Here is a 20959-nt window from a genome sequence, read left to right on the forward strand (position 1 = left end):
ACCGGATACGGCGCTGTCGCGCCACATCGGCACGCCCGGTCGCGAGGTGCAGCATGTCCGAATCCTGCTATCCTTGTTGAACAATGGAGACGAAGCGTATCGCCGTCGGCCCGCCGCATCGCCGACACGATCCGCCAGCAACAAGCTCGTCTCGAAGGATTAGGGAGGCACGCATGATCGGTCGTTTTGTCCTTGGACTTGGGTTCTCGCTCGCGCTGGCCGCAGGCCCGGCGCTCGCCGACGACGTCACCGGCGTCTGGCTGCGCGAGAGCGGCGCCTCCAAGGTCAAGTTCACCCCCTGCGGCGGCGCCATCTGCGGCACACTGGTCTGGATCAAGGAGGGCACCGACACCCCGGCCAAGGTCGGCCAGCGGCTGTTCTCCGGCATGAAGCCGACCGGACCCAATGCCTGGGCCGGCAGCTACAGCAATCCCGATGACGGCAAGACCTACGATGCCAAGATGACGCTGTCGGGCGGCACCTTGACGACCGCGGGCTGCGCGCTCGGCGGCATCGTCTGCCGGTCCTCGACCTGGACGCGGGCGAATTAGAGCTCCGTTTGCGAATTTGCACTACGGTCTCACCGATCGAGGGCACCAATCGTCCACATGGCAGCGAAGGCACAGGCGCGACTGGGTTTCGTGCTGTTTGCGGTGATTGCCGCGGCAGCCGCGACGTTCGTGCTGGTGCGCCGCTCTGCGGCGCCGTCCGGCAGCGACCACCGGACGGTTCGCCAGCTCATCGTCCACTACAACCTGCTGGCGCGCCCCGATGATCCGATCATCGTGCTTGGCGACAGCATCGTCGAGGCGGCGACGCTGCCGGCCAGCGCCTGCGGGCATCCGCTCGTCAATGCCGGTCTCGCCGGCGCCGGGACGCGCAGCGACCTCGCCGGCTGGCTCAAGCCCGCACTCGGGCCGAAACGGCCGTTCGCGATCATCGTCTCCCTCGGCGTGAACGATGCACTGACCGCCAAGCCCGACTCCAGCGAGGTCTTCGCTGGACGCTACGAGGCCCTGCTGCGCGAGCTGTCAAAGCTCACCACGCGCATCTTCATCGCTGAGTTTCCCCTCGTCGAGGCGCGCGGGCCATTCACGCCGGCCATGGAGAAGGCCGCCATGGCGAGCATCACCGGCTATCGCGCCATGCTGCCGGACCTCGCGAGGCGCACCGGCGCGACCTTCCTGCCCCTGCCGCCGATGGAGTCGCCGTTCACGCTCGAAGGCATCCATCTGAATGCCACAGGCTATCGATCCTGGGACCAGGCGATCCTGCAGGGAACCGAGCTCGCCTGCCGCTGATCCCCGCAGGCAGCGAAAACAATCCTTCACTTCGCGCCGGCTAGGATGGGGCCGCACATCCCGTCGAGACGGTTAACGATCACCGCATGGCCCTGCCTCACACATCGACATCGCCTGGGACTCACAAGCTGCTCGGGCTCGAGCTGCTGCGTTTCCTCGCCACCATCTCGGTGCTGCTGTGGCACTACCCGCACTTCGCCTACATCGCCGATGCCCCTGTCGATCTCGTCCGCAGCGAGCTGCCGTTCTACAATGTCCTGTTTCCGTTCTATGAGCTCGGCGAATACGGCGTCGTGATCTTCTGGTGCATCTCTGGCTTCATCTTCTTCTGGAAGTACAGCGCGATCATCCCCGACGGCACGGTCGATGGCTGGACCTTCTTCGTCAACCGGCTGTCGCGGCTCTATCCGCTGCATCTCGCAACGCTGCTGCTGGTCGCGGGTCTGCAGACCCTCTATGTCGCGCAGCACGGCTTCTTCTTCGTCTACCAGAGCAACGATCTCGCTCATTTCGTCGCCCAGCTTTTCATGGCCAGCGACTGGCTGCCGCCGACCGGGGTCAGCTTCAACGGCCCGATCTGGTCGGTCTCGATCGAGGTCCTGGTCTATGCGGCCTTCTTCCTGGCGCTGCGTTTCGTCACCACATCATCGCTCTTGAACCTGGCGATGATCCTGGCCGGCATCGCGAGCGGGACGCTGGTCGGCAAGTGTTTCGTGTTCTTCTATGCCGGCGGACTGGCCGCCATGGCGCGGCAGAGCGTCGCCGATGCCTGGTATCGGCCGAAGCTCGAGGCCCTCGCTTTGAGCGCGGCTGTCGGAATTCCGGTCGCTCTCTGGATCTCCGGCATTGAGCTGGCCGAGCGGGCCGCAGCTCTGCTGCTGGTCACCACGCCGATCCTGTTGTTCGCCTGCGCGAGGCCGATCGCCCTGCCGCGGCGCATCGAGAACCTGCTGCAGGCCGCCGGCAACATGACCTATTCCTGCTATCTGCTGCACTTCCCGATCCAGCTTGCGATCGCACTGGTTTTTGGCTTTTTAGGACGAGCAATTCCATACGGCAGCCAGTCGTTCTGGATTGGCTTCATGGCGCTGACCCTGTCGGCGGCGTACGTCACCTATCGCGGGTTCGAGGCGCGAGCGCAGCGGCTGATTCGTCGCGCACTGCTACGCAAAAACGAAACGGGGCGGATTGCTCCGGCCGCCCAACCTTGATCGCAAGACCGCCGAGCCCAGCGCTCGGGCAGGAGGGCATTGCCGGCGCGCCTCGCTCTCGCACCCTTGCGCCTCTGTACCTTTTAAGATACACTCTTTCATGTTCGAAATCCGGCAGACCAGCGAATTCAAGGAATGGCTTCTTGGTCTGCGAGATGCGAGAGCAAAGGCACGTATTGCTGCCCGCATTGCCCGTGCTGAAGGTGGCAACCTCGGGGACAGCAAGCCCGTTGGTGGGGGCGTCTCCGAAATATGGATCGATTACGGCCCCGGCTATCGGGTCTATTTTCGCCAGAAAGGCAACGTCTTGGTGATCCTGCTTTGCGGTGGTGACAAGAGCACCCAGCGTTCCGATATCCGGCGCGCTCAAGAACTGGCCGAGAGAGAGGGGTAGCGAATGGCAACAACGCGCTTCGATGCCGCGGAATATCTTGCGGAGCCGGAGGCCCAAGCCGAGTTTCTGGCCGCGGCGCTTGAGGACGGCACCGCTGATGAAATCCGCGCCGCGATCAACACAATTGCCCGGGCGCGCGGCATGTCGGAAGTCGCAAAGGCAACCGGCATCCGCCGCGAACAGCTCTATCGGGCGCTTGGTGAAGACGGGAACCCGGAGTTCGCCACCATCCTGAAAGTGCTCCGCGCTCTCGGCGTGAAGCTCACCTCGGCTCCGCCTAAGACGGCTCCGAAGCGGAAGACCACCAAGAAGGCGGGCCGCCGGGCCGCGTAGTGAGATCTTCGAGATGGCATTGAATGTGCTGGTCGTTACCAGCCATTCAGCAGATCATCGGGCCTCTTGCAACAGAGCCAAGACCCGACGGGATTGCTTGGGCGGCTTGATGAGTCCACCTCGGCCAGACCTATTGAAATCGCAATCGTCAAAATCAGGTCACGGACATGGCGGCTCTTGCATCCATCGCCGTGAAGGATCGCCGCGCATTTGCCGCGGCGATCCTGTTCCGAAGCGACCGTCTTAGTCAGCTGCCCCGGGTAAGGTACGGGTCTGACTTCAATGGGCTCCTGTCCGCAGGCTTACTTCCCCCAGATTTCCTCGGCGAGCTCGACGCAGAGGCGCAGCTTGGCCCACTGCTCCTCTTCGCTCAGGATGTTGCCTTCCTCGGTCGAGGCGAAGCCGCATTGCGGGGACAGCGCGAGCTGGTCGAGCGGAGCGAACTTCGAGGCCTCCTCCAGGCGGCGCTTGATGTCGTCCTTCTTCTCGAGCTCGCCGACCTTCGAGGTCACGAGACCGACCACGACGACCTTGTTGCCCTTGGGCAGGAAGCGCAGCGGCTCGAAGCCGCCGGCGCGCTCGCTGTCATACTCCAGGAAGTAGCCGTCGTAGTTGGTGTTGGCGAGCATGGTCTCGGCCACCGGCTCGTAGCCGCCCGAGGAGATCCAGGTCGAGCGGAAATTGCCGCGGCAGACGTGGGTCGTGATCGTCATGTCGGCGGGCCGCTCGGCGATCGCGTAGTTGATGATGCGCGAATAGATCTGCTGCAGGCCATCGGGATTGTCGCCACGCTCCCTGGCCTTCTGCAATTCGTCCTGCGAGCACAGATAGGCCCACACGGTGTCGTCGAACTGCAGATAGCGGCAGCCGGCGTCGTAGAAGGCCTTGACGGCCTTGCGATAGGTCTTGCCGAGATCCTCGTAGAAGGCGTCGAGATCGGGATAGACGTCCTTGGAGATCGACTTGCGGCCGCCACGGAAGTGCAGCACGGCCGGCGACGGGATCGTCATCTTCGCCGTCACATGCGCAGTGTCGGCGTGCTTCTTCAGGAAGCGGAAATGGTCGAGCATCGGATGATCGGTCGGGAAGTCGAGCTTGCTGATCACGCGCACCGCGTCATGACGGGTCTGCACGCCCGTGAACTGGATGCCGGTGTCGGGATGGAACAGCTCGCAGCCAGTCAGCTTGGCGAGGAAGTCGAAATGCCACCAGGAGCGGCGGAACTCGCCATCGGTCGCAAGCTTCAGGCCGGTCGAGGCCTGGCGGTGCACGACCTTCTCGATCTCCATGTCCTCGATCTTTCGGAGATCGTCGGCCGAGATCTCGCCCTTCTCGAGTTTGGCGCGGGCTTCCTTGATCTTCTGGGGCCGCAAGAGGCTGCCGACTTCGTCGGCGCGGAATGGGGGCTTGGTGCGTTGCATGTGCTCACTCCTTGGAAGGCGTCGATTCGTTGGATAGACTTGTTGGGCCGGTTGCGATCTGCCTTGGCGTGCGATCCGGGCAAAGCGTCATGGACGGGTCCATCCCCTACCCCGTATCCGATCGGTATACAATTCCGTTGGAACGGGGAGCTTGGCCCGGTCCCCCCGCCACACCACTCGCCTGGGCTGCCAGAAATCATCCAGGGGTGATTTTGCGACCGTCTCCGGGTGGGGCGAGGCGGAAGGGCCGGGTTGCCCTTTGTCGGCGCTTCACGATCGTTCCCTGCGATGACGAATCCTGCATACCAATGTGGCAAAGGCGGCGCGACACACCGCAATCGACTCCCGCACCGCGTGCGTGAACCATATCACAACTGCAACTGAAGATGACGCTGCCCGGCTGTCGTCGAGCCGGTTGATCGGGTCAATGCGCCGCCGCGCTCGCAACCCCCAGATGCCGCTCAAGCGGCGCCGGATCGGCCTTCAGCGCGCTCGACGGGGCATCATGCACGATAGTGCCGCGCTCCAGGATGACGACGCGGTCGGCCAGCGCGAGCAGCTTCTGCGCGTGCTGCTCGACAATGATGGAGCACAGCCCGCCGGCCCGGCTGATGGTGCCGATCGCGGCCAGCAGCTCCTCGACGATGATCGGCGCCAGGCCCTCGGTCGGCTCGTCCAGCAGCAGCACCTTCGGGTTCAGGGTCAGCGCGCGGCCGATCGCCAGCATCTGCTGCTCGCCGCCCGACAGCTGGTTGCCGAAATTGTTGCGGCGCTCCTTCAGCCGCGGAAACATCTGGTAGACGCGCTCGACCGTCCAGGGGCCGGGCTGCGCCACCGCGGTCATGTTTTCCTCCACCGTGAGCGAGCGGAAGATGTTGCGCTCCTGCGGCACCCAACCGATGCCGGCACGGGCGCGCTGATCGGCGCGCAGGCTCGTGATGTCGGTGCCCGCCAAGGCCAGCTTGCCGGAGAAGCGGCGGGTGACGCCGACGATGGAATTGATCAGCGTCGTCTTGCCGGTGCCGTTGCGGCCGAGCAGCGCCAGCACCTGTCCCTCGGGCAGCTTGAGCGACATGTTCGGCAGCACGACCGCCTGACCGTAGCCGGCGCGCAGGTTCTCGATGGTCAGCAGATCGGTCATCACGCAGCCTCGCCGAGATAGACCGCCTTGACCTGCGGATCGCGCGCGACCTCGTCCGGCGTGCCTTCGACCAGCAGAGCGCCGGAGACCAGGACCGAGATGCGGTCGGCGAAGGAGAAGACGAGATCCATGTCGTGCTCGATCAGCAGCACCGTCACGTCGCGCGGCAGCGCGGCGACGGCGGCGAGAATGTCCTTGCGCTCGCCCTCGGGCACGCCGGCGGCGGGCTCGTCGAGCAGCAGCACGCGGGGCTTGGCGGCGATCGCGACGGCGATCTCGAGCAGGCGCTGCTTGCCATAGGGTAAGGTCGAGGTACGATCATTCATCACGTCGAGCAGGCGGAAGCTCTCCAGCGTCTCGGCGATCTCGGCATTGATGTCGTCGCGCGTGCCCATGCGCCGCCACCAATTGCCGCCGCCGCCGAGGCGCTCGGACACGGCAAGCCCGATGGTCTCCAGCGGCGTCAGGTCCGGATAGAGCTGATTGATCTGGAAGGTGCGCGACAGGCCGCGCAGCACGCGCTTGTGCACCGGCAGGTCGGTGATGTCCTGGCCTTCGAGCAGGATGCGGCCCGCGCTCGGCTCCAGCACGCCGGTCAGTTGATTGATCACGGTGGTCTTGCCGGCGCCGTTCGGGCCGATCAGCGCGTGGCGCGCGCCCGGCACGATCTGCAGCGACAGGTCGCGGGTGACGTGAAGGCCGCCGAAATGCTTGTCGAGGCCGCGGGTTTCCAATGCGTAGGTCATGGCGCCTCGTTATCGGTGAGGGCCACCGCGGCCTTGCGGCCAGCGATCTGGCGCAGGATGAGGTTGGGCAACCACAGCGCATAAGCGTGGATGCGGTGGCGGCCCACCAGCACGATGACGACGAGCACGAGGCCGATCCAGAACATCCAATATTGCGGCGTGATCCACTGGAACAGCTCCTGCAGCATCCGGAACACGGCGGCGCCGATCAGCCCGCCATAGAGATAGCCGGAGCCGCCGATGACCAGCATCAGCACCAGGTCTGCGGAGCGCTCGAACGAGAACACGTCGAGCGAGGCCAGTGCCGTGGTCTGGGTGAACAGCGCCCCGGCAATGCCAGCATAGAACGCCGCGACCGTGTAGATCGCGATCAGGCGCTTGTTGACGGGAATGCCGACGGCGGCGGCCCGCAGCGGATTGTTCTTGATCGCGCGCAGCGACAGGCCGAACGGCGAGTGCACGATCGTCCGCGCCAGCAGAAACAGCACGAACAGCACCGCAAGCGCATAGAAGAACCCGGTCTTGCCGAACATGTCGAAGGCGAACACGCCGAAGATCGGCTGGATGTCGATGCCCTGGAGACCGTCGGTGCCGCCGGTGATGTTGGAAAAGCGCTCCGCCAGCGCCTCCATCAGGAGCGCGATGCCGAGCGTCACCATTAGTCGCGTCAGGTCGACACCGCGGATGACCAGGAAGCTGGTGGCGAAGCCAAGCACAGTGGCGGCAAGTCCCGCCACGATCAGCGCCAGCACCGGCTCATTGATGATGCCGTGCACCGAGAGCAGGCCCGCGCAATAGGCCCCGACGCCGAAGAAGGCCGCGTGCCCGAGCGAGACGATGCCGGCATAGCCGAGGATCAAGTCGAGCGACAGCGCGAACAGCGCCAGCCGCAGGATCTCGGTCATGATCAGGTAGCGCGATGGAAACGCGAGGCCAACCGCCAGCACGACGATCCAGAAGGCGAACTCGCTCCAGTGCCAGCGGCCGTGCTGCCTGGCGTGAAATCCGACCTCGGTTTGTGCATTCGTCGTCATGCGATCCTCACCGCGTCGCCGTGCGACCGAACAGGCCGTTCGGGCGCCAGATCAGGATCACGATCATGATGGTGTAGATGACGAAAGGGCCAAGCTTCGGCACGTAATATTTGCCGGCAACGTCGCCGATGCCGAGCAGCAGCGAGGCCAGGAACGGCCCGGTGATCGAGGACGAGCCGCCCACGGTGACCACAATCAGGAAGTAGATCATGAACTTGAGCGGGAAGTACGGATCGAGGCCGAGGATCTCGGCGCTGAGCGCGCCGCCGAGGCCGGCCAGTCCGCAGCCGAACGCGAAGGTGAAGGCGAACACCTGCGGCACGTTGATGCCGAGGCCGCTCGCCGCGCGCGGATCATCGACCGCGGCGCGCAGCCGGCTGCCGAACCGCGTCTTGGAGAGCACCAGCTGCAGCCCCACTGTGAGCAGGCCGCAGATCACGATGATCATCAGCCGGTAGCGGCCGATGCCGACGCCGAAGACGTCGAACTGGCCCTGCAGCACGTCCGGCAGCTTGATGAAGATTCGCGAGGAGCCCATGATGTAGTCGACAGCGGCCACCGTCATGAAGACGAGTCCGATCGAGAACAGCACCTGGTCGAGATGGCTGCGCGCATAGAGATGCTGATAGAGTGTCCGCTCCAGCAGCGCGCCGATCATGGCGCTCGCGACGAAGGCCAGCGGCAGCGCTGCGAAGAACGGCCATCCCATTCGGTTGACGAGCACGGCGCAGACATAGCCGCCGGCCATGGCGAAGGCGCCGTGGGCGAGGTTGACGAAGTTCATCAGGCCGAGCGTCACGGCGAGCCCGCAGGCCAGCACGAACAGCAGCATGCCGTAAGCGACGCCGTCGAACAGGTTGGTGAGGATGGCGGTCATGGAGTCGAGTTTCAGTCCCCGGTCATCCCTTCATCCGAAGGGCATGCATACAACGCTTGCTCGGTCTGCGCCTCTCCCGCTTGCGGGGGAGGTCGGATCGCATCGGAACGATGTGATCCGGGTGGGGGAAATCTCTCCACACGACGCGTGTGCCGTGGGGGTGCCCCCACCCCAGCCCTCCCCCGCAGGCGGGGGAGGGAGCGCACGGTCCGTGCGCGCTTGAGATGACGCCTATCGCGTCACTTCTTGGCCTTGCCCGGATCCTTGACGGCGTCGAAGGTCTGGAACTCGACGTTGTAGAGCTCACCGTCGACCTTCTCGACCTTGCGGATGTAGACGTTCTGAACGATGTCGCGCGTCTCCGGATCGATCGAGATGGGACCGCGCGGGCTCTCCCAGGCCATACCCTTCATCGCAGCAATCAGGGAATCGCCGTCGGTCTTGCCACCGGTCTTCTTCAGCGCCTCGTAGATCAGATGGATGCCGTCGTAGCCACCGACCGCCATGAAGCCTGGACGGCTGTTGAACGCCTTCTTGTAGGCCGCGACGAACTCCTTGTTCTTTGCCGACGGATGCGCCGCCGAATAGATGTGCGCGGTGACGGCGCCGAGCACGGCGTCGCCCATGTCGTTGAGCAGGTCGTCGTCGGTGACGTCACCCGGTCCGATCACCTTGATGCCGCTCTTGTCGAGGCCGCGCTCGGCATATTGCTTCATGAAGTTGCCGCCCTGGCCGGCCGGCACGAACACGAACATGGCGTCCGGCTTGGCGTCCTTCATGCGCTGCAGGAAGGGAGCGAAGTCGGGATTCGCCAGCGGAACCTTGATTTCCTCGACGATCTCGCCGCCGCCGGCGGTGAAATGCTCCTTGAACGAGGCCAGCGCGTCGTTGCCCGGCGCGTAGTCCGAGGTCAGGGTGGCGACCTTCTTGATGCCGTTCTTGACCGCCCAGTCGCCGATGATGGTGGAGGACTGCGGCAGGGTGAAGCTGGTGCGGACGATGTACGGCGACTTCTCGGTGATGATGGAGGTGCCGGCGGCCATGACGACTTCCGGAATCTTGCCCTGGGTGGCAAGCGGCGCGGCGGCGAAAGCCGCCGGCGTCACGCCGAAGCCGGCGATCACGTTGACCTTGTCGTTGACGATCAGCTCCTGCGCCAGACGCTTGGTGTTGTCGGGCAGCGCGGCGTCGTCCTTGAGGATGACCTGGATCTTCTTGCCGGCGACGGTGTCGCCGTTCTGCTGCATGTAGAGCTTGATGGCATTGTCGATCTGCTTGCCGGTCGACGCCTGGCCACCGGTCATCGGCACGATCAAGCCGATCTTGAATGCGTCTTCGGCCCGCGCCGCACCGGACGCGAGCGCAGCCGCGGCAAGAGCCGCACTGGCGAGCGTCAGTGTCTTGCTTCGCACGAACATTGAAACTACCTCCCTGGTCGGATCAGGACCGCAGCCCCCGGCCATTGTTGTCTTAACCGTGCGATCTCGTTCACGATATCGCGGGCGCATCGCTGCGGACTCGGGACCCCGTTGTCAATGGCGATCATGGGAGGCTTCGTGAACGGTAGGTTTCCGCAACGGACCACCAATCCGTGATTGGTATATTAGTACCGACATCATCAAACGGCCAAATTTTACCAATTGATGGCAAATCGTTAGGGTCCGGGCCGCGGGTCGCCCGCAGCACGAAAGGTCCCCCGTCAATGCCGGCCAGACGCCACCCCCGGACCAGGCTCTTTCCGGCCGCAACGATGCTTCTGGCCGTGGCCGGGCCGATCCTCGCCGGCTGCTCGTCGATCAATGAGAAGGTCGGCGCGGGGATGGGCGATCTGATGCCGCAATGGGCCGGCGGCCTGCCGGCCGGTGCGCCGCCCCGTCCAGGAACCCCGGAATACGACCGTTTCATGCAGGAGCGCGAGCGGCAGCGGCAGATGCCGGCCGCCGAACGCGACAAGGAGACGCAGTCGAACGCCAACGCGCGGGCGACCGTCCCCGGCCGCTGACGGGCGGTCGCGACATCAATCCATGAAGACGACGGTCTTGCGCCCGTTGAGGATGACGCGATCCTCGAGGTGATAGCGGATCGCCCGCGCCAGCACGCGCCGCTCGATGTCGCGGCCCTTGCGCACGAGGTCCTCCGGCGTGTCGCGATGGCTGATGCGCTCGACATCCTGGTCGATGATCGGACCCTCATCGAGATCCCGGGTCACGTAGTGAGCTGTGGCGCCGATCAGCTTGACGCCGCGCTCATAGGCCTGGTGATAGGGTTTTGCGCCCTTGAAGCCCGGCAGGAACGAATGATGGATGTTGATGCAGCGGCCCGACAGGCTCGCCGACATCTCGTCCGACAGGATCTGCATGTAGCGCGCCAGCACGACGAGATCGGTCTTCGTCTCATCGACCAGCTTCAGGATCGCCTGCTCCTGGTCGCGCTTGGTGTCCTTGGTCACCGGCATGTGGTGGAACGGGATGTCGCCGAAATCGAGCCCGGCATAGGTCTCCCGCGGATGGTTGGAGACGATGGCGGTCGGAATCATCGCGAGGTCGCGGGTGCGCCAGCGATAGAGGATGTCGACCAGACAATGGTCGAACTTCGACACCAGCAGCATCACCCGGCGCTGCCCGGCGCGGTCGCGCATCTGCCAGTCCATCGCAAAGCGCTCGGCGATCGCGGCGAAGCCGGTCTGCAGCGCCGGCAGGTTGACGGCGAGATCGGCGGCCGTGAACACCACCCGCATGAAGAAGTGACCCGTCTCGAAGTCGCCGAACTGCTGGGCATCGAGAATGTTCTGGCCATTGTGGGCGAGGAAGGTCGAGACGGCCGAGACGATCCCGGGACGATCCGGGCAGGACAGGGTCAGGACATACTGGTGGTCGGACATGGCGATGACGTACCGGGCGGATGATGTGAGGATGAATGATGCGGCAGGCTTGGCGCCCGTTCGGGCCCTGCTCTATCACCCTCCACGCCCTTGCGCCAACGCTCGGCGCGGGGGCAGGATGAACAAAACATCAACTCTCAAACTTCGAGCATCGCCATGGCTGACAGGCTGACCGGCAACCGCATCCTGATCCTGGAAACCCGCGAGGAGGCGCAGTTCTCGCGGCTGCTCGCCGAGCAAGGCGCCGACGTGCTGCAATGTCCGATGTTCACGATCCAGGATGCGCCGGACCCCGCGCCGATCGAGGCCTGGATCCGCCGCTGCATCGAGCGGCCGTTGGATGATCTCGTGCTGATGACCGGCGAAGGTCTGCGGCGGTTGATGACGGTGGTGCGGAGAATCGGGCTCGAGACCGAATTCATCGCGGCGCTTCGCAAGGCCCGCAAGTTCACCCGCGGCCCCAAGCCGGGCCGCGCCTTGCGCGAGCTCGGGCTCGAGCCGCAGGTCACGACCGAGAAGCCGACGTCGGAAGGCGTCGCCGAATTGTTGGCGCGCTTCGACCTCAAAGGCCACCGGCTCGGCCTCCAGCTCTATCCCGACAAGGATCATGCGGCGCTGATCGGCGCCATCGCGGCCGCGGGCGCCGAGGTCGATCCGGTGCTGCCCTACGTCTACGACGCCAAGGCGGCGGATGCGAACATCCTCATCGCGATCGACGAGATGATCGCCGGCCATGTCGATGCGATCGCGCTGACGAGCTCGGGCCAGCCGCGGCGGCTGTTCGACGTCGCCAGGGCGCACGGCGTCGAAGACCGCCTGCGCCAGGGACTGGCGCGCACGCCGATCGCCTCCGTGGGGCCTGTGGTCACCGAGGAGCTGCATGCCCATGGCGTTGCGCCGACGATCACGCCCGCGGGCGAGGCCTATTTCATGAAACCGCTGATCTCGGCCATGGCGGTGGCGCTCAGTGGAAAGCCGCCGCGGACGGCGACGAGCTGAACGGCCCGGAACTCAATCGAAGTAGAACGGCGCGTGTGCGATCGTCGCATTCTGCACGATATCGTGGTTGATCCAGAGCTGCGCCCCCTCGGCCCGAACGACGGCATCGACGCGCGCCATCGATCGTTGCGACTGCTCCGCATCGGCGTTCATGGTCGGCACGCGGCGATGCTCCATGTTGTAGCGGTCATGCGCAACGTCGCCTGACAGCAGGATCGGCCCGGTGTTCGCGAGCCGGACCAGCAGCGAACTGTGCCCTGGCGTATGTCCTGAGGTCGCGATCACACGGATCGAACCATCACCGAACATGTCATGGTCTCCGTCCATCAGTTCGACCTTTGCCTGCCTCAGGCATTCGTAAAGCAAAGGCACATAGCCATGCTGTCGATAGTCGGGACCGAACATCGCCCGATGCTCGTCCCGCTGGATGTGCCACGTGGCATGCGCGAACAGCCGCGCATTGCCGACATGGTCGAAATGCGCATGAGACAGAATGACCGTCGCCACATCCTCGGGCACAAGTCCGATATCGGCGAGTTGGCTGACGATCGGGCGCGCAACGACGCCCCTGATGCCGTGGGCGATGATCCGGCCGCCGGCCTCCTCTGCGATCGTATCCTCGATGCCCGTGTCCCACATGATCCAGGCGCCGCCACGACGGATCAGGTAGGCATTGCAGCTCAACGTGACCTGTTCGCCCTCCCACTGTCCTGGCGTATAGACCGATCGATCTGGCGCGACCGCGAGCCCGGCATCCAGCACGTAGAGCCGATCGATGGTGCCGGCGGGTCCTGCTGAAACTGACATGGGAGATCTCCCGGATTTGCTCGTCTCAGATGCCTTGTCCACCCGAGACTTCGATCCGCTGCGCGTTGACCCAGCGATTGTCCTCCGACAGCAGGCTCGCGATCATCGGCCCGATGTCGTCGGGCAGGCCGGCGCGGCCGAGCGCGGTGATGTCCGCAAACACCTTGTTGATCTCGGGATTGTCGCGAACCACCCCGCCGCCGAAATCGGTCTCGATCGCGCCGGGCGCCACCGTGTTGACCGCGATCCCGCGGCCCCCCAATTCCTTCGCCATGTAACGGGTCAGCACCTCGACCGCGCCTTTGACCGCCGCATAGGCGGCGTAACCGGGAAACGACGTACGGGTCAGGCCGGAGGACAGGTTGACGATGCGGCCGCCATCGGCGAGCAATGGCAGCAATGTCTGCGTCAGGAAATAGACGCCCTTGAAATGGACGTCGACCAGGCGATCGAATTGCGCCTCAGTGGTCTGGCCGATCAAGGCATAGTCGCCATGGCCGGCATTGTTGACGAGATGGTCAAACGTCTCTCGGCCCCAGGTCTCGCGCAACGCGGTCCGCAGCCGCTCGGCAAACGACATGAAACCTGCGACGTCACCGGTGTCCAGTTGCAAGGCGACAGCCTTGCGGCCCAGCGCAGCGATCTCCGCCATGACCGCGTGAGCGTCGTCCACTCTGGACTGGTAGGTGAGGACGACGTCGCCACCGCGGCGGGCGATGTTGAGCGCGGCGTTGCGGCCGAGGCCTCGGCTCGAACCGGTCACGAGAGCAATCTTGGTCATGGTCTGAACTCCTGCGGTCTTGACCACCCCGATATCGACCAGGCGCGCGCGCCTTTGTTGCCGGAAGCTCGCCGCTTCTTGCCTAATCCTCCAAAATGCGGTGCATCGCCGGCGTCGACCGATTAGGCTCGGACCATGATGAGCACGCTCCTTCACGCCGTGGGCCGCCACGCCGAAGCCCATGCCGACGGTGCCGGTATTGGCCAAACACCAATCCCGGGCCTGATGACCGTACGGGCGACCGCGCCCAGCGGCCTCCTCTACGCGATCTCGCGGCCGCTGGTCTGCCTCGTCGTGCAGGGGAGCAAGCATGTCACGATGGGCGGCCAGGGCTTCGGCTTTTCCGCTGGGGATTCGCTGTTGATCACGGCCGACGTGCCGACCGTCAGCCAGATCACGCGCGCAAGCATCGCGGCGCCCTATCTCTCGCTCGTGCTCGAGCTCGACCCGGCGATTCTCACCGATCTCTCGGCACAGATGGATGACGCCGGCGGAGACGACCAGGCGCCGGTCCGAGTCGACCCGACCGATCGCGAGGTGGCCGACGCTGCACTACGTCTGATGCGCTTGCTCGATCGTCCGGAATCGATACCGGTGCTGCGGGGACAGTTGTTGCGCGAGATGCACTACTGGCTGTTGACCGGCCGGCATGGAACGGCGATCCGTCGTCTCGGCTGGCCGGATGGCCACGCGCAGCGTATCGCACGCGCAGTGGCCGTGCTGCGCACCGAGTTTGCACGGCCCTTGCGGGTCGAGCAATTGGCGGCCGTCGCGGGCATGAGCCCGTCGTCATTCCACCAGCACTTCCGCAGCCTCACCTCACTGTCGCCGCTCCAGTTCCAGAAGCAGCTTCGGTTGATCGAGGCGCGACGGCTTATGCTGGCGGAGGGCATGACCGCAGGCAGCGCGGCCTTTGCCGTCGGCTATGAGAGTGTGCCGCAGTTCACGCGCGAATACGGCCGGATGTTCGGCTCGTCGCCGGTGCGCGAGATCAAGGCGGTGCGCAGCAAGATAGGGGCTGTGCAAGGAGCCGCCGAGGGACGCGCGGCCGAATGACAGGGTTTGCGGCGGAGCAAGTCAGCGTCTCGCGTTCGATTCTGGACGGCTTCGCAAGGACGGACGTTACGCTGCGCCGTGCCCCGTCTCCGTGAGGAACGACTGATACGCGCGCGCGATGCCGTCATGAAGCGAGGTCGTGGCGCGCCAGCCGAGCTTCGCGAGCCGCGACACGTCGAGCAACTTGCGCGGCGTGCCGTCGGGCCTCGAGGTATCGAAGCCGATGGCTCCTGTGTAGCCGACGGCCGCTGCAACGACGCGTGCGAAATCGGCGATCGTGATGTCCTCGCCGGTGCCGATGTTGACCAGCTCCGAATCCGAATAGGTCTTCATCAGATGCACGCAGGCATCCGCCATGTCGTCGACATAAAGGAATTCGCGGCGCGGCGTGCCGGTGCCCCAGACCACGACCTCGCCGGCACCCGCAAGCCTGGCCTCGTGGAAGCGGCGGATCAGCGCCGCGACGACGTGGCTGTATTCAGGATGGTAGTTGTCGCCGGGACCATAGAGATTGGTCGGCATCACGTTGATGAAGTCGGCCCCGTACTGGCTGCGATAGGCCTCGACCATCTTGATGCCGGCGATCTTGGCGATCGCATAGGGCTCATTGGTCGGCTCCAGCGGCCCGGTCAGCATGGCGTCCTCGCGCAACGGCTGCGGGGCGAGCTTGGGATAGATGCAGGACGAGCCGAGAAACATCAGCTTCTCGGCGCCGTTCAGGTGCGCGGCGTGGATGACATTGGCAGCAATCGCGATGTTGTCGTAAATGAACTCGGCGCGCAGCGTGTTGTTGGCGACGATGCCGCCGACCTTCGCCGCAGCGAGGAACACGACCTGCGGCCTGGCGCGCGCGAACCATGCGAACACCGCCGCCTGGTCGCGCAGATCGACCTCGCTGCGCGGCACCGTCAGCAGCTCGACGCCTTCGCTCGCCAGCCGCCGCACCAGCGCGCTGCCGACCATGCCGCGATGGCCCGCGACGAAGACACGCTTGCCGCCGAGATCAAACGGCGTTGCCAATGCTCGCCTCCCGCCGCGCGGCGCATAGATCGCTGGCGACCATTTCCTTGACCAGCTCGGCGAAGCTCGTCCTCGGTTTCCATCCGAGCTTGTCGCGCGCCTTGCTGCAATCGCCGATCAAGAGGTCGACCTCGGTCGGGCGGAAATAGGTCGGGTCGATCCGCACCACCGCCTTGCCGGACTTAGCGTCGATCCCGGTCTCCTCGACGCCCTCGCCGCGCCATTCGATGCGGCGATCGACCTCGGCGAAGGCGAGCTCGACCAGCTCGCGCACCGAATGGGTCTCACCGGTCGCCAGCACAAAATCGTCGGGCGTATCGGCCTGCAGGATACGATGCATGCCCTCGACATAGTCGCGGGCATGGCCCCAGTCGCGCTTGGCCTCGAGATTGCCGAGATAGATCGTCTCCTCCAGGCCGATCTCGATGCGGGCGACGCCGCGGGTGATCTTGCGGGTCACGAAGGTTTCGCCACGGATCGGGCTCTCATGGTTGAACAGGATGCCGTTGCAGGCGAACATCCCATAGGCCTCGCGATAGTTCACGGTGATCCAGTAGCCATAGAGCTTGGCGCAGCCGTAGGGCGAGCGCGGATAGAACGGCGTGGTCTCCCGCTGCGGGATCTCCTGCACCAGACCGTACAGCTCCGAGGTCGAGGCCTGGTAGAAGCGCGTCTGCTTCTCCATGCCGAGAATGCGAATGGCTTCCAACAAGCGCAGAACCCCGAGCGCATCGGCATTGGCCGTGTATTCCGGGCTCTCGAAGCTGACGCCGACATGGCTCTGGGCGGCGAGATTGTAGATCTCGTCGGGGCGGATCTGCTGCACCAGCCGGATCAGGTTGGTGGAATCGGTCATGTCGCCGTAATGCAGCAGGAACGGCACGTTGCCTTCGTGCGGATCCTGGTAAAGATGATCGACCCGCGCGGTATTGAAGGATGACGACCGCCGCTTGATGCCGTGCACGGTGTAGCCGAGGCCGAGCAGATATTCGGCCAAATAAGCGCCATCCTGGCCGGTGACGCCCGTAATCAGCGCCACGCGACCGCTGCAATCCTGCCCCGCCATACTCACTCCAACACCGTCTCGGCCCTTCAAGGCCGGAGTTCCCGGTGAGCAGTCCACAGCCGAGGCCGCGGGTCAAGCTCAACGACGAACCAGCGCCGGATAGACCCTGAAGGGGCCTGCGAAAAGCGGAATCTAATCCCCGTAACAGCGCAGGCTGTCGAGATCGATGACCGTCACTCCGCCATATTCCACGCGCAGCAGGCCTTCGCGCTCCAGCGTCTTCAGGCATTGATTGGCATTCTGCCGCGACAGGCCCGAGAGCGCTCCGATCTCCTCCTGGGTGATCTCCAGGTGACGGGTCGTATTCGGGTAGAGGATCGGGTTGAACAGCGAAGCGATGCTGCGGGCGAGCCGCGCCGTCGCATCCAGCGTGCGGCCGACCTCGACCAGGCCGATGAACTGGCCGAGCCGCTCGTTGAGCTGGGTGACGAGGAATCGGTTGAAGCCGACGCTGTTCTCGAACAGCCACATGAAGGTCGGCCGCTCCATCAGCGCGACGCGCGTATCGCGCAGTGCCACGACGTCATAGCGGCGCGGCTCGTTCTTCAGCACGCTGCCCTCGCCGAACCAGGCGCCTGCCGACATGCCGGCGAAGGTCGTGGCCTTGCCGCCGCGCGACACCGTGCTCATGCGTGCCAAACCGGTGACGATGCCGGTCCAGTATTCGAACGGGTCGCCGCGAACGAAGATGTGCTCGTTGGCCGCATAGGAACGCTCGACGATGCCGGACGAGGCGGTGTCGATTTCCTCGGGCTTCAAATGGCAGGACCATGGCGCGATGCGCAGAAGGGTATCGGAAGAGATCAAGCCGTCATCTCGTCTCGTCGAAGCTCGCGGCGATCATATTGCATCGCAACAATCCTGCGGTGAAATTTGCCTGGGAAATGTCAGGCGCAAGACAGTTCCTGATAGCGCTTTCCCCTATCGAGGACCACCGCCTTCGACTCGCGCATCCTGGGACGGGATGACGCGCGCCTGAGATGCGGCAAAATGCACCCGCTCGGGTGGCCCGTCATTCGTCGGATGGCGCGGAACCGATGCCCGGGATAGGATTGCAACCGATGCGACGAACTCAACGTCGCACGACACAATGCCTGAAGAGCGCACCAAGCGCCGAAGACAGTTCGGGAGGACGACTTGGACTATACGTTGGAAGCGCGCGGAGTCTCGCTGCGTTTCGGTGGGGTGAGAGCCCTGACCGACGTCAGCTTCGGCGTGCGCGAAGGCGAGCTGTTCTCGATCATCGGCCCCAACGGCGCCGGCAAGACCTCGATCGTCAACTGCATCTCCGGCCGCTACAAGCCGACCGAAGGCCGCCTGTTCCATCGCGGCCGCGACATCACCGGCCTGCCGCCGAGCGCGCGCGCCAACATCGGCATCGGCCGCACCTTCCAGAACCTCGCGCTGTTCCACCACATGAGCGTGCTCGACAACATCATGGTCGGGCGGCATCACCTCTTGAAGAACAACTTCCTCACCGGCTCGCTCTACTGGCTCACCGGCGCACGGCGGGAGGAGTTGAAGCATCGGGAGAAGGTCGAGCAGATCATCGACTTCCTCGACCTGCAGTCGGTGCGCAAGGCGCCGGCCGGCACCCTCTCCTACGGTTTGCGCAAGCGCGTCGAGCTGGCGCGCGCGATGGCGCTCGAGCCACATCTCATCCTTCTCGACGAGCCGATGGCCGGCATGAACTTCGAGGAGAAGGAGGACATGGCGCGCTACATCGTCGACCTCAACGAGGAATTCGGCATGACGGTCGTGATGATCGAGCACGACATGGGCGTGGTCATGGACATCTCCCATCGCGTCATGGTGCTCGATTTCGGCCGCAAGATCGCCGAAGGCGACCCGGCCGCCGTGCTCGCCGATCCCCACGTCAAGCGCGCCTATCTCGGCGAGGAGGACGAGCTGCTGGTCGATCCCGACGAGGCGCCGTCCATCGCGGAGGACGCGGCATGATGGACTATGCAGGGCGCGTCCGGCAGGCCGACACCTATCCGAAGCTGCTGCGCCTCAATGCAAGCGAGCACGGCAAGGAGATTGCGCTGCGCGAGAAGAATCTCGGGCTGTGGAGGACCTTCACCTGGGTCGACTACCAGGCGCGGGTGCGCGACTTCGCGCTCGGCATGGTCGAGCTCGGGCTCGGCAAGGACGATGTGATCGGAATCATCGGCGACAACCGGCCGGACTGGGTCGCGGCCGAAATCGCGACCCACGCGATCCGGGCCTTGAGCCTGGGCCTCTATCGCGACGTGCTCGATGACGAGGCGGCCTATCTCTTGAACTATGGCGAGGCGCGGCTGGTCTTCGCCGAGGACGAGGAGCAGGTCGACAAGCTCTTGAACCTCGCCGACCGCGTGCCGGTGCTCAAGCACATCGTCTATTCCGATCCGCGCGGCATGCGCAAATATGACGATCCCCGGCTGCTGCCGGCCGACAAGCTCGCCGAGCTCGGCCGCAACAGAGCGGCGCGCGAGCCCGGCCTCTACGACCACATGGTCGATGCGACAAATGGCGATGACGTCGCGATCCTCTGCACCACCTCGGGCACGACATCGCATCCCAAGCTCGCGATGCTCTCGGCGGCGCGCGTGCTGAAACACTGCGCCACCTATCTCAGCTTCGATCCCAAGGGCCCCAACGATGAATACGTCTCGGTGCTGCCGCTGCCCTGGATCATGGAACAGGTCTATGTGCTCGGCAAAGGTCTGCTCTGCCGGATGAAGGTCAACTTCGTCGAAGAGCCGGATACGATGATGAACGACTTCCGCGAGATCGCGCCGACCTTCGTGCTGTTCGCACCAAGGGTGTGGGAGCAGATCGCGGCCGACGTTCGTGCCGCCGTCATGGACGCCTCGCCGCTGAAGCAGCGGCTCTATCATCTGGGCATGTCGACCGGCCTCGCCGCGCTGGAGAAGGGTCAGCATTCGAGCTTTGCCGATCTGCTGCTGTTCCGTGCGCTGCGCGACCGGCTCGGCTTCACCCGGCTACGCTCGGCCGCCACCGGCGGCGCCGCGCTCGGGCCCGACACGTTCAAGTTCTTCCGCGCCATGGGCGTGCCCCTGCGCACGCTCTACGGCCAGACCGAGCTGCTCGGGGCCTACACGCTGCACCCCGACGACAAGGTCGATCCCGACACGACCGGCGTGCCGATGTCCCAGGACATCGAGATCAAGATCGACCAGCCCGACAGCCAGGGCATCGGCGAGATCCTGGTGCGCCACCCGAACATGTTCTTGGGCTACTACAAGAACCCGGAGGCCTCGACCGCCGACGTCAAGGACGGTTGGATGCACTCGGGCGATGCCGGCTATTTCAACCGAGAGAAGCAGCTCGTCGTCATCGACCGCATCAAGGATCTCGCCGAGACCGCACGCGGCGAACGCTTCTCGCCGCAATATATCGAGAACAAGCTGAAATTCTCGCCCTACATTGCGGAAGCCGTCGTGCTCGGTGCCGGCCGCGAGCATCTGGCGGCGATGATCTGCATCCGCTACTCGATCATCTCGAAATGGGCGGAGAAGAACCGCATCGCGTTCACCACCTACTCCGATCTCGCCTCGCGCAACGAGGTCTATGCGCTGCTGCAGCGGGAAGTGGAAACGGTCAACGCGACCTTGCCCCCGGCGCAGCGCATCGCCCGCTTCCTCCTGCTCTACAAGGAGCTCGACGCCGACGACGGCGAGCTGACCCGCACCCGCAAAGTCCGCCGCAGCGTCATCAACGAGAAATACGCCGGCATCATCGACGGAATCTATGGCGGCAAGCCGGACATCCCGGTGGACACCATCATCCGCTTCCAGGACGGCACCACCCAGCGCATCCGCACCACGCTGAAGGTCGTCGACCTCGGCGGCCATGGACCCATGGCGGAGGCCGCGGAGTGATGAG

General features: G+C 64.7%; 22 protein-coding genes. 10 read left to right on the forward strand and 12 right to left on the reverse strand.

Annotation, left to right across the window (positions count from 1 at the left end; genetic code table 11):
* Positions 1–173 precede the first annotated feature (173 nt).
* From QX132_RS16795 to QX132_RS16815, 5 genes are all read left to right on the forward strand, one after another.
* Positions 174–551, forward strand: a complete 378-nt coding sequence (locus QX132_RS16795) for a DUF2147 domain-containing protein (protein WP_315738976.1) — start codon at positions 174–176, stop codon at positions 549–551.
* A 57-nt stretch (positions 552–608) separates the two neighbouring features.
* On the forward strand, positions 609–1301 hold the full coding sequence (locus QX132_RS16800) for an SGNH/GDSL hydrolase family protein (RefSeq protein WP_316162029.1): 693 nt from the start codon (positions 609–611) through the stop codon (positions 1299–1301).
* 86 nt (positions 1302–1387) lie between these two features.
* Entirely contained in the window at positions 1388–2512 is a 1125-nt protein-coding gene (locus QX132_RS16805) for an acyltransferase (protein WP_316162030.1), read from the forward strand.
* Between the two features lie 100 nt (positions 2513–2612).
* Positions 2613–2906 (forward strand): type II toxin-antitoxin system RelE/ParE family toxin, encoded by a 294-nt coding sequence (locus QX132_RS16810; RefSeq protein ID WP_316162032.1) that lies wholly within the window; start codon positions 2613–2615, stop codon positions 2904–2906.
* A gap of 3 nt (positions 2907–2909) precedes the next feature.
* Entirely contained in the window at positions 2910–3239 is a 330-nt protein-coding gene (locus QX132_RS16815; protein ID WP_315777077.1) for an addiction module antidote protein, read from the forward strand.
* Positions 3240–3541: 302 nt separating this feature from the next.
* Here QX132_RS16815 and QX132_RS16820 read toward each other — a convergent pair whose 3' ends face one another.
* The 6 genes from QX132_RS16820 to QX132_RS16845 all read right to left on the reverse strand — a co-directional run bounded on the left by QX132_RS16820 (position 3542) and on the right by QX132_RS16845 (position 9876).
* A complete protein-coding gene (locus QX132_RS16820; protein ID WP_315777076.1) occupies positions 3542–4660 on the reverse strand; it encodes a cobalamin-independent methionine synthase II family protein in 1119 nt (372 codons plus the stop codon).
* Between the two features lie 424 nt (positions 4661–5084).
* Positions 5085–5801: an ABC transporter ATP-binding protein gene (locus QX132_RS16825; protein WP_315738984.1), complete on the reverse strand. Its 717-nt coding sequence runs from the start codon at positions 5799–5801 to the stop codon at positions 5085–5087.
* A complete protein-coding gene (locus QX132_RS16830; protein WP_315738986.1) occupies positions 5801–6547 on the reverse strand; it encodes an ABC transporter ATP-binding protein in 747 nt (248 codons plus the stop codon). The genes QX132_RS16825 and QX132_RS16830 overlap by 1 nt, the downstream gene beginning before the upstream one ends.
* The gene (locus QX132_RS16835) at positions 6544–7581 is read right to left on the reverse strand and encodes a branched-chain amino acid ABC transporter permease (protein ID WP_315738987.1); all 1038 of its coding nucleotides are present in this window, start codon (positions 7579–7581) and stop codon (positions 6544–6546) included. Before QX132_RS16835 ends, QX132_RS16830 begins: the two co-directional genes overlap by 4 nt.
* Before the next feature lie 7 nt (positions 7582–7588).
* The gene (locus tag QX132_RS16840) at positions 7589–8458 is read right to left on the reverse strand and encodes a branched-chain amino acid ABC transporter permease (protein WP_315738988.1); all 870 of its coding nucleotides are present in this window, start codon (positions 8456–8458) and stop codon (positions 7589–7591) included.
* A gap of 239 nt (positions 8459–8697) precedes the next feature.
* The gene (locus QX132_RS16845; protein ID WP_315712906.1) at positions 8698–9876 is read right to left on the reverse strand and encodes an ABC transporter substrate-binding protein; all 1179 of its coding nucleotides are present in this window, start codon (positions 9874–9876) and stop codon (positions 8698–8700) included.
* A gap of 332 nt (positions 9877–10208) precedes the next feature.
* On the opposite strand from QX132_RS16845, the gene QX132_RS16850 reads away from it, so the two are divergent.
* Positions 10209–10460, forward strand: coding sequence for a hypothetical protein (locus tag QX132_RS16850; RefSeq protein ID WP_316162034.1), 252 nt, complete (start codon positions 10209–10211; stop codon positions 10458–10460).
* Positions 10461–10475: 15 nt separating this feature from the next.
* Here the strand turns inward: QX132_RS16850 and purU are convergent, their stop codons facing one another.
* Positions 10476–11339 (reverse strand): formyltetrahydrofolate deformylase, encoded by an 864-nt coding sequence (gene purU / locus QX132_RS16855; protein WP_315738990.1) that lies wholly within the window; start codon positions 11337–11339, stop codon positions 10476–10478.
* A 156-nt stretch (positions 11340–11495) separates the two neighbouring features.
* On the opposite strand from purU, the gene QX132_RS16860 reads away from it, so the two are divergent.
* Positions 11496–12338: a uroporphyrinogen-III synthase gene (locus QX132_RS16860; RefSeq protein WP_316162035.1), complete on the forward strand. Its 843-nt coding sequence runs from the start codon at positions 11496–11498 to the stop codon at positions 12336–12338.
* 12 nt (positions 12339–12350) lie between these two features.
* Here QX132_RS16860 and QX132_RS16865 read toward each other — a convergent pair whose 3' ends face one another.
* Both QX132_RS16865 and QX132_RS16870 read right to left on the reverse strand, forming a co-directional pair.
* Positions 12351–13145, reverse strand: coding sequence for an N-acyl homoserine lactonase family protein (locus QX132_RS16865; protein WP_316162036.1), 795 nt, complete (start codon positions 13143–13145; stop codon positions 12351–12353).
* A 25-nt stretch (positions 13146–13170) separates the two neighbouring features.
* Entirely contained in the window at positions 13171–13926 is a 756-nt protein-coding gene (locus QX132_RS16870) for an SDR family NAD(P)-dependent oxidoreductase (RefSeq protein WP_315738993.1), read from the reverse strand.
* Positions 13927–14064: 138 nt separating this feature from the next.
* On the opposite strand from QX132_RS16870, the gene QX132_RS16875 reads away from it, so the two are divergent.
* Positions 14065–14982: an AraC family transcriptional regulator gene (locus QX132_RS16875; protein WP_315739135.1), complete on the forward strand. Its 918-nt coding sequence runs from the start codon at positions 14065–14067 to the stop codon at positions 14980–14982.
* Between the two features lie 66 nt (positions 14983–15048).
* Here QX132_RS16875 and QX132_RS16880 read toward each other — a convergent pair whose 3' ends face one another.
* The 3 genes from QX132_RS16880 to QX132_RS16890 all read right to left on the reverse strand — a co-directional run bounded on the left by QX132_RS16880 (position 15049) and on the right by QX132_RS16890 (position 17875).
* Positions 15049–16002 (reverse strand): GDP-L-fucose synthase, encoded by a 954-nt coding sequence (locus QX132_RS16880; protein WP_316162038.1) that lies wholly within the window; start codon positions 16000–16002, stop codon positions 15049–15051.
* The gene (gene gmd, locus QX132_RS16885; protein WP_316162039.1) at positions 15986–17068 is read right to left on the reverse strand and encodes a GDP-mannose 4,6-dehydratase; all 1083 of its coding nucleotides are present in this window, start codon (positions 17066–17068) and stop codon (positions 15986–15988) included. Before gmd ends, QX132_RS16880 begins: the two co-directional genes overlap by 17 nt.
* Before the next feature lie 132 nt (positions 17069–17200).
* Positions 17201–17875, reverse strand: a complete 675-nt coding sequence (locus QX132_RS16890; RefSeq protein ID WP_315738997.1) for a Crp/Fnr family transcriptional regulator — start codon at positions 17873–17875, stop codon at positions 17201–17203.
* Positions 17876–18205: 330 nt separating this feature from the next.
* Between QX132_RS16890 and QX132_RS16895 the strand changes: the two genes are divergently transcribed.
* Complete coding sequence (locus tag QX132_RS16895; RefSeq protein WP_315712912.1) at positions 18206–19027, forward strand: ABC transporter ATP-binding protein; 822 nt, start codon at positions 18206–18208, stop codon at positions 19025–19027.
* The gene (locus QX132_RS16900) at positions 19024–20955 is read left to right on the forward strand and encodes a long-chain fatty acid--CoA ligase (protein ID WP_315796577.1); all 1932 of its coding nucleotides are present in this window, start codon (positions 19024–19026) and stop codon (positions 20953–20955) included. The genes QX132_RS16895 and QX132_RS16900 overlap by 4 nt, the downstream gene beginning before the upstream one ends.
* Positions 20956–20959 lie beyond the last annotated feature (4 nt).

This window comes from Bradyrhizobium sp. SZCCHNRI20481, from assembly GCF_032485055.1.
Taxonomy (GTDB): Bacteria; Pseudomonadota; Alphaproteobacteria; order Rhizobiales; family Xanthobacteraceae; genus Bradyrhizobium.